This is a genomic window from Arthrobacter sp. (assembly GCF_031179385.1).
Taxonomy (GTDB): Bacteria; Actinomycetota; Actinomycetes; order Actinomycetales; family Micrococcaceae; genus Arthrobacter_D.
Map to the genome: position 1 here is coordinate 22494 of NZ_JAPSHV010000026.1, position 6665 is coordinate 29158.

Annotated in this window: 9 protein-coding genes; 5 read left to right on the plus strand and 4 right to left on the minus strand. The window is 64.3% G+C overall.

What is annotated here, in order from left to right; translation table 11 throughout:
* The first annotated feature begins 28 nt into the window (after nucleotides 1-28).
* From RIF85_RS06120 to RIF85_RS06135, 4 genes are read left to right on the plus strand one after another with little or no spacing between them, the layout of a single operon-like run.
* Nucleotides 29-1027, plus strand: coding sequence for a tripartite tricarboxylate transporter substrate-binding protein (locus RIF85_RS06120; protein WP_309071030.1), 999 nt, complete (start codon nucleotides 29-31; stop codon nucleotides 1025-1027).
* Between the two features lie 5 nt (nucleotides 1028-1032).
* Nucleotides 1033-1581, plus strand: a complete 549-nt coding sequence (locus RIF85_RS06125) for a tripartite tricarboxylate transporter TctB family protein (protein ID WP_309071031.1) — start codon at nucleotides 1033-1035, stop codon at nucleotides 1579-1581.
* On the plus strand, nucleotides 1574-3133 hold the full coding sequence (locus RIF85_RS06130; RefSeq protein WP_309071032.1) for a tripartite tricarboxylate transporter permease: 1560 nt from the start codon (nucleotides 1574-1576) through the stop codon (nucleotides 3131-3133). Before RIF85_RS06125 ends, RIF85_RS06130 begins: the two co-directional genes overlap by 8 nt.
* Nucleotides 3130-3522 carry a universal stress protein gene (locus RIF85_RS06135; RefSeq protein WP_309071033.1) on the plus strand — a complete coding sequence of 131 codons (393 nt, stop codon included), beginning with the start codon at nucleotides 3130-3132 and terminating at the stop codon, nucleotides 3520-3522. Before RIF85_RS06130 ends, RIF85_RS06135 begins: the two co-directional genes overlap by 4 nt.
* 154 nt (nucleotides 3523-3676) lie before the next feature.
* On the opposite strand, the gene RIF85_RS06140 is transcribed toward RIF85_RS06135, so the two are convergent.
* Genes RIF85_RS06140 through RIF85_RS06155 form a run of 4 tightly spaced genes read right to left on the minus strand, consistent with a single transcriptional unit; the run spans nucleotide 3677 to nucleotide 5742 of the window.
* A complete protein-coding gene (locus RIF85_RS06140) occupies nucleotides 3677-4177 on the minus strand; it encodes an SRPBCC domain-containing protein (protein WP_309071034.1) in 501 nt (166 codons plus the stop codon).
* A 26-nt stretch (nucleotides 4178-4203) separates the two neighbouring features.
* Complete coding sequence (locus RIF85_RS06145) at nucleotides 4204-4536, minus strand: metalloregulator ArsR/SmtB family transcription factor (RefSeq protein ID WP_309071035.1); 333 nt, start codon at nucleotides 4534-4536, stop codon at nucleotides 4204-4206.
* A 56-nt stretch (nucleotides 4537-4592) separates the two neighbouring features.
* The gene (locus RIF85_RS06150; RefSeq protein WP_309071036.1) at nucleotides 4593-5132 is read right to left on the minus strand and encodes a dihydrofolate reductase family protein; all 540 of its coding nucleotides are present in this window, start codon (nucleotides 5130-5132) and stop codon (nucleotides 4593-4595) included.
* A gap of 52 nt (nucleotides 5133-5184) precedes the next feature.
* Nucleotides 5185-5742: a TetR/AcrR family transcriptional regulator gene (locus RIF85_RS06155; protein WP_309071037.1), complete on the minus strand. Its 558-nt coding sequence runs from the start codon at nucleotides 5740-5742 to the stop codon at nucleotides 5185-5187.
* 64 nt (nucleotides 5743-5806) lie between these two features.
* Here RIF85_RS06155 and RIF85_RS06160 point away from each other — a divergent pair.
* A partial coding sequence (locus RIF85_RS06160; RefSeq protein ID WP_309071038.1) for an MFS transporter occupies nucleotides 5807-6665 on the plus strand: 859 nt, incomplete at its 3' end.

A 6665-nucleotide genomic window follows, 5' to 3' on the forward strand; every position in this document is an offset into this window, starting at 1 on the left:
CGCATCACACTTGAGGAAGGAAAAATCCATGAAGCTCGAAAGCACAATGAGGCGCTTGTCGACTGTAGGCGTCATCGGCGTCGCATCGGTTCTTGCCCTGTCCGCCTGCGGCAGCACGTCCGGCGGAGGAGAGGCAGAGGCAGGCATCGACCGCCTCAACATCATCGTTCCTGCTGACCCGGGCGGCGGCTGGGACCAGACCGGCCGCGCGATGCAGAAGGATCTCCAGGAGAACGACCTCGTGGGCAACGCATCGGTCGTCAACGTGGGCGGCGCCGGTGGCACCAATGGGCTCGCCCAGCTTGCCACCGAGCAGAACCCGGACACGCTGATGGTCATGGGCTACGTCATGGTTGGCGCGGTCGAGACCAACGCTGCCCAGACCCGCATTGAGGACACCACACCCATTGCACGGCTGACGGAGGAGCCTCTGGTCGTCGTCGTACCGGCGGACTCACCTTTCCAGACCATCGATGACCTCCTTTCCGCGATCGAGAAGGACGGCCAGGGAGTTTCCATCACCGGCGGTTCAGCTGGCGGCGCGGATCACATCCTCGCGGGTCAGATGCTGAAGGAAGCCGGCATCAGCCCCGACAACCTCAACTACATCCCGTACTCCGGCGGCGGTGAATCCCTCGCGGCGCTGCTCGGCAACAAGGTGTCCGCAGGCATCTCCGGTGTCGGCGAGTACGCCGAGCAGGTCAAGGCGGGCGAACTGCGCGCGCTGGCCGTTTCGGGCGAGGAGCCCGCTACCCAGCTGCCCGACGTTCCGACCCTGACGGATGAGGGCGTCGACCTCGTGCTGACCAACTGGCGCGGCGTCGTGGCACCGGGCAACATCGATGAGGCCAAGGCCGCCGAGCTCACCGAACTCGTGACCGAGATGGCGGAAACGGAAGCCTGGAAGACCACGCTGGAAACGAACGCCTGGTCCGACGCCTTCCTCGCCGGTGAGGAATTCGAGGCCTTCCTGACCGAAGACATCGCAGCCGTCAAGACCACGCTCACCGAGATCGGTCTGCTGTAACAGCGATGAGCACTTCACTCAACGGGACGTCGGGAGGGCGCGGTACCAACGCCGCGCCCTCCCGGCCCGTCGGCGAACTGGTCTTCGCCGGACTCATCGTCTGCATCGGCATTGTCGGTTTCGTTGCCGGCGCCGGCATTCCGATCCCACCATCGGCCGGCGTCGTCGGCCCCCGGGTCTTCCCCTACCTCGTCTCGGGGATCATGGTGGCGATCGGGATCGGCCTGATCATCCAGCTGCTCCGCGGTCACACCGGCGCAGCCGAGGAAGGCGAGGACATTGATCCCGACGTCAAGACCGACTGGCTGACCGTCGGCAAGCTCGTCGGCTTCCTTGCTGTTCACATCGCGCTCATCGTCCCCCTCGGCTGGCCAGTCGCGGCAGCGGTGCTGTTCTTCGGATCTGCCTGGTCGCTCGGTGCGAAGCCGTGGTGGCGCAACGCAATCATCGCGATCGTTCTTGCGCTGATCCTTCAGTTCGTGTTCGCGGGACTCCTGGGAGTCTCGCTGCCGCCGGGATTCCTCCTGGAAGGGGTGGAGATCTTCAATGGATAACTTCCTCGCGCTGATGGAAGGCTTCAGCGTCGCGATGCAGCCAATCTACCTGCTGTACGCGTTGGGCGGCGTGCTCGTCGGCACCGCCGTCGGCGTCCTGCCGGGCATCGGCCCCGCCATGACCGTGGCGTTGCTCATGCCGATCACCTACAGCCTGGACCCGACGGCGGCGATCATCGTCTTCGCGGGCATCTACTACGGCGGCATGTACGGCGGTTCAACAACCTCCATCCTCCTGAACACTCCCGGTGAATCGGCGTCCATTGTCACTGCCCTCGAGGGCAACAAGATGGCGAAGGCGGGCCGGGGTGCGGCGGCGCTGGCGACGGCGGCAATCGGCTCCTTTATCGCCGGCACGGTAGCCACTGTGCTGCTGAGCTTCGTTGCACCCTACGTCGCGGAATTCGCCGTCCAGATCGGCCCCACCGAATACGTGGCGCTGATGATTGTCGCGTTCCTGACTGTCGGCGCACTCCTGGGTTCCTCGGTACTGCGTGGCCTCGCGTCGCTTGGGCTTGGTCTCTTCATCGCACTGATCGGCGTCGATGCACTCACCGCGCAGCAGCGGTACACCTTCGGGAACCCGTTCCTTGCGGACGGTATCGACGTGGTGCTCGTTGCAGTGGCGCTCTTCGCCGTGGGCGAGGCGCTGTACGTGGCCTCCCGGCTCCGGCACGGTCCTGTGAAGGTCATCCCGGTGGCCGGACGCTGGACGAGCTGGATGCGCAAGGAGGACTGGAAGCGTTCGTGGAAGCCGTGGCTTCGCGGCACCTTCATCGGTTTCCCGGTGGGAACCATCCCCGCCGGCGGCGCCGACGTCGCGACATTCCTTTCCTACGCCTCCGAGCGGAAACTCGCGAAGGGTGAGCGGCGGAAGCAGTTCGGCAAGGGAGCGATCGAGGGTGTCGCCGGTCCTGAGTCGGCCAACAACGCAGCCGCAGCCGGCGTCCTCGTCCCGCTGCTGACCCTCGGCATTCCGACGACGGCAACCGCCGCCATGATGCTCGTCGCTTTCCAGCGTTACAACATCCAGCCCGGACCCCTCCTGTTCGAGGTTGAGGGCGCACTGGTGTGGGCGCTGATCGCGAGTCTGTACGTAGGCAACCTGATGCTGTTGGTCCTGAACCTGCCGCTCGTCGGCATCTGGGTGAAGATCCTGCAGATTCCCCGGCCCTACCTCTACTCCGGAATCCTCGTGTTCGCCGCGATGGGCGCCTTCTCGGTGAACTTCACTCCGGTGGATGTGTTCGTGCTGCTCGTGGTCGGCGTTCTGGGGTTCTTCATGCGCCGCTACGGCTACCCGATTGCCCCACTGGTGGTCGGCATCATTCTCGGCCCGATCTTCGAGGACCAGCTGCGACGCTCGCTGGCCATCTCGCAGGGTGATCCGATTGCCCTGGTGAGCACGCCGATAGCTGCGACGATCTACATTGTCCTGATCGTCATCTTCGCCCTTTCCTTCTGGCTCAAGAAGCGCCAGAAAGCCATGGAGTCCGAGGTGGTCGACCCCACACCGGTAGCAGTCGTTGAACAGAAAGAAGGCGGAAAATGAGTGCCGTAGTGCTGGGTTACGTCCCGAACGCGTTGGGCGACGCCGCAGCGAACGCTGCGGTGCGCGAAGCCCGTCAGCGTGGAGCGAAGCTGGTGGTGGTCAATACCACCCGTGCCGACCGCCTCGTGGATCCGGCCTTCGCCGACGACGACGACATGTCACGCCTGCAGGTCACGCTCCAGGAATCCGGTGTGGACTTCACCGTCCATCACGGCACCTCCAAGGACACCGCGGCCGAGGACGTGCTCGAGGCGGCAGAACGCAATGCGGCTGAACTGATCGTCATCGGGCTGCGTCACCGCACTCCTGTCGGCAAGCTCATCATGGGATCGACCGCACAGTCGATCCTGCTCGGCGCGGCGTGCAACGTGCTGGCCGTGAAGGGCTGAGCATTCCCCGGCTCGGTGACGTGCAGGTCTGACCGCGCACGCAGAGGGGCCCCCGGTGTGTCCTGACCGACATGCCGGGGGCCTCCTTACTGCCCGTGTGTGAGGCGGCGTCGTTGCCTGCGGGACTGCGTTGTTGCTTGGGAGACAGGGTTCGCTAGACGCTGGCCCGCTCGGCGAGGATGCCGTCGATCTGGCCCATCGCCTGCTTCATGCCCTCTTCCATGCCCATCTCAAGCATCTGCTGGAGCTGGTCGGCGCTCTCGAAGCTCGATGTGACGGTCATCCGGGTGCGGCCGGCCTCCACCTCCTGCAGGGTGACAACGGCATGGGTCTCGCCCATCGCGTCCACCGGCGCTCCCGACTCGTCCGCGAAGCCGTCGTCAAATTCAAGGCGGCTGGGCGCTTCCACGGCGGTGAACTTCCACCAGCCCCTGCTGACCTCACCTTCGGGACCGGTCATGTAGTAGCTCGCCGAACCTCCCTGGCGGAAGTCATGCTTCTCGAACGTGGCCGGCCAGGTGGGCGGACCCCACCAGCGCTCGAGCTGGCGGGGATCTTCCCAGATCTGCCAGACGCGTCCGACGGCGGCGTCGAACTCCGCGACGAGCGTGAAGCTGAGAGCCTCAAGGTCCCTGTCGGTGCTGATGATGCCCATGATGTTGCCCTTTCCTGAGTTGGCTTCTAGTCCTCTGCGAGGATGTCTGCTATCCGGTCGACCCGCTGACGCCAGATCTTTTCGTACTCGTCCAGCAGTTGACGGGCTCTCCTGATAGCTTCCGGGTTAGCCCGCACGATTTGCTCCCTTCCACGTTTCTCCTTGGTGACCAACGCTGCGCGCTCGAGCACCGCTACGTGTTTCTGTACTGCCGCGAAGCTCATGGCGTAGTGGGCAGCCAGGGCCGAAACGGAATGCTCCTCGCCGATGGCACGGACCACAATGCTGCGGCGGGTGCTGTCCGCGAGAGCGTGGAACAAGAGGTCCACTTCGGAATCTGAAAGCTGATCTACAACCATTTGGTTGTAGATTACCCCCGGGCTGTGACCTCGTCAAGAAGTATGTCGACGGCGGTTCAGAGCACCGTGTAGCGGGTCTGCACCGCGCCGCCGTCGAAGGTCTTCACGTCGTCAAGCCGCAGGCGCACATCGGAGGGCACCGCACCGAAGAGCGGCTTGCCTTCACCGATGAGTATCGGGAGCCGCGTGAGCGTGAGGGTGCTGATCATGCCGGCAGCCAGGAAAGAGCGCACAGTCCTGCCGCCGTCGACATAGACGTTACGGGCGCCGTCGTCGTCAAGCATTGCGGTGACTTCCTCGAGGGAACGCGCGACACGGATACGCGGGTCCTCTGCCTGCAGGGTTGTACTCAGCACGAACACAGGGGTTTCACCGTAGAACCATTCGCCCATCCCCCGGACCACGTCATACGTGCTTCTTCCCATGACCAGGTGGTCGACCGAAGCCATGAACTCGTTGAAGCCCGAGTCGCTGGGGTCGTCAGCCCCGCCGGCGGAACCGCCCATCAGCCAGTCGAGGCTGTCGTCAGCCCTGGCGATCATGCCGTCGACGCTCATTCCAATGAATACATGCCCGGACCACTCCCGCTGAGTCATGGCAGCATCGTAGACCCGGGGCCAAGCAATCGGGACCCTGTAATTCCGGAAATCAGCCCTTCCGCTGCGCCTGTGCACCCTCGCGGACGATCAAGTCCACGATCGCGAGAACATCCTGCAGCTCCTCGCCGCTTTGTTTCTCGGAGCTCGCACCCGCGAAAAAGGCGGCGTCGTAATACAGACCGTCGCCGAGCAGCTTCACTGCGCGCGCGACACCGCGACTGCCGAGCTCCGCCTCAAGCGCCCCTAGCCACTGCTCCTGAATGAGCGTGAAGGTGGCCTGCGCCTTGGCGTGTCCCTGCTGGGCCAGGCGGGCCATCGCAATCAGGGCCCGGTCCAAGGGGCTGTTTTCATACATCGAGGTGCGGACGTAATAGCGCGCGGGCCCCTCCGGATCGGCGGCCATCGCCTCCCGGTCTCGTGCGACAAGTCCGACAAGCCGGTCGGCCAGTCCATCGACCAAGGCTTCCTTGGACCGGAAGTGATAGAGCAGGCCGCCCTTGGAAACGTCGGCGGCAGCAGCCACCGATTCCATCGTGGCGCTGCGCTCACCTTCGCTGATGAGGATGTGTTCGAAGCTGTCGAGAATGCGCTCGCGGGCAGTTGCCATGACGTTCATCATACTGAACCCTGGGAGCTTTACTGTACCGGCTGGACGGTATAGCGTGGAACCCATGACCCAGTACACCCCTGCCTCGACGGTTGCTTCCCCAACGGTCGAATCCCCTCATGCCGGACGCCGGGAGTGGCTTGCCCTTGCCGCGCTCATGCTGCCGGTCCTGCTGGTGGCCGTGGACAATACCGTATTGAGCTTCGCCATGCCGGAGATCTCGCTGGCCTTCAATACGAGCGGTACAACCCTGCTATGGATCATCGACAGCTACCCGTTGGTTCTGGCCGGCCTGCTGGTCGCGATGGGCAGCTTCGGTGATCGATTCGGACGTCGCCGCCTCCTCATGATCGGCGCGACCGGCTTTGCGGTGTTCTCGGTAGCTGCGGCCTTTGCGCCGACAGCCGAACTGCTCGTGGCGGCCCGCGTGGGGCTGGGTGTCTTCGGCGCAATGCTGATGCCCTCGACGCTTTCCCTGATCCGCAACATCTTCCTCGACCGCAACCAGCGGCGCCTTGCCGTTGCGGTGTGGGCCGCGGGCTTCTCTGCCGGTGCAGCGCTGGGACCGCTTGTCGGTGGTGTCCTACTCGAGCACTTCTGGTGGGGATCGGTCTTCCTGCTTGCTGTCCCCGTTCTGATGGTCCTGCTCGCAGTCACCCCGCTGCTGGTGCCCGAGTCTGCTGACCCCAACCCCGGACGGGTGGACTACGTCAGTATCGCGCTGTCCATCGGCACCATGCTGCCCATCGTCTTTGCCATCAAGTCATTCGCCAAAGATGGGTTCACTGCGGTAGCGGCTGCCGCCGTCGTCGTTGGTTTTGCAGCCGGCGTCACCTTCGTGCGGCGGCAGCTGAAGCGCGGAAATCCGATGCTGGACGTGCGGCTCTTCACCGTCCGGCCTTTTACGGGCGCTGTCCTGGTGA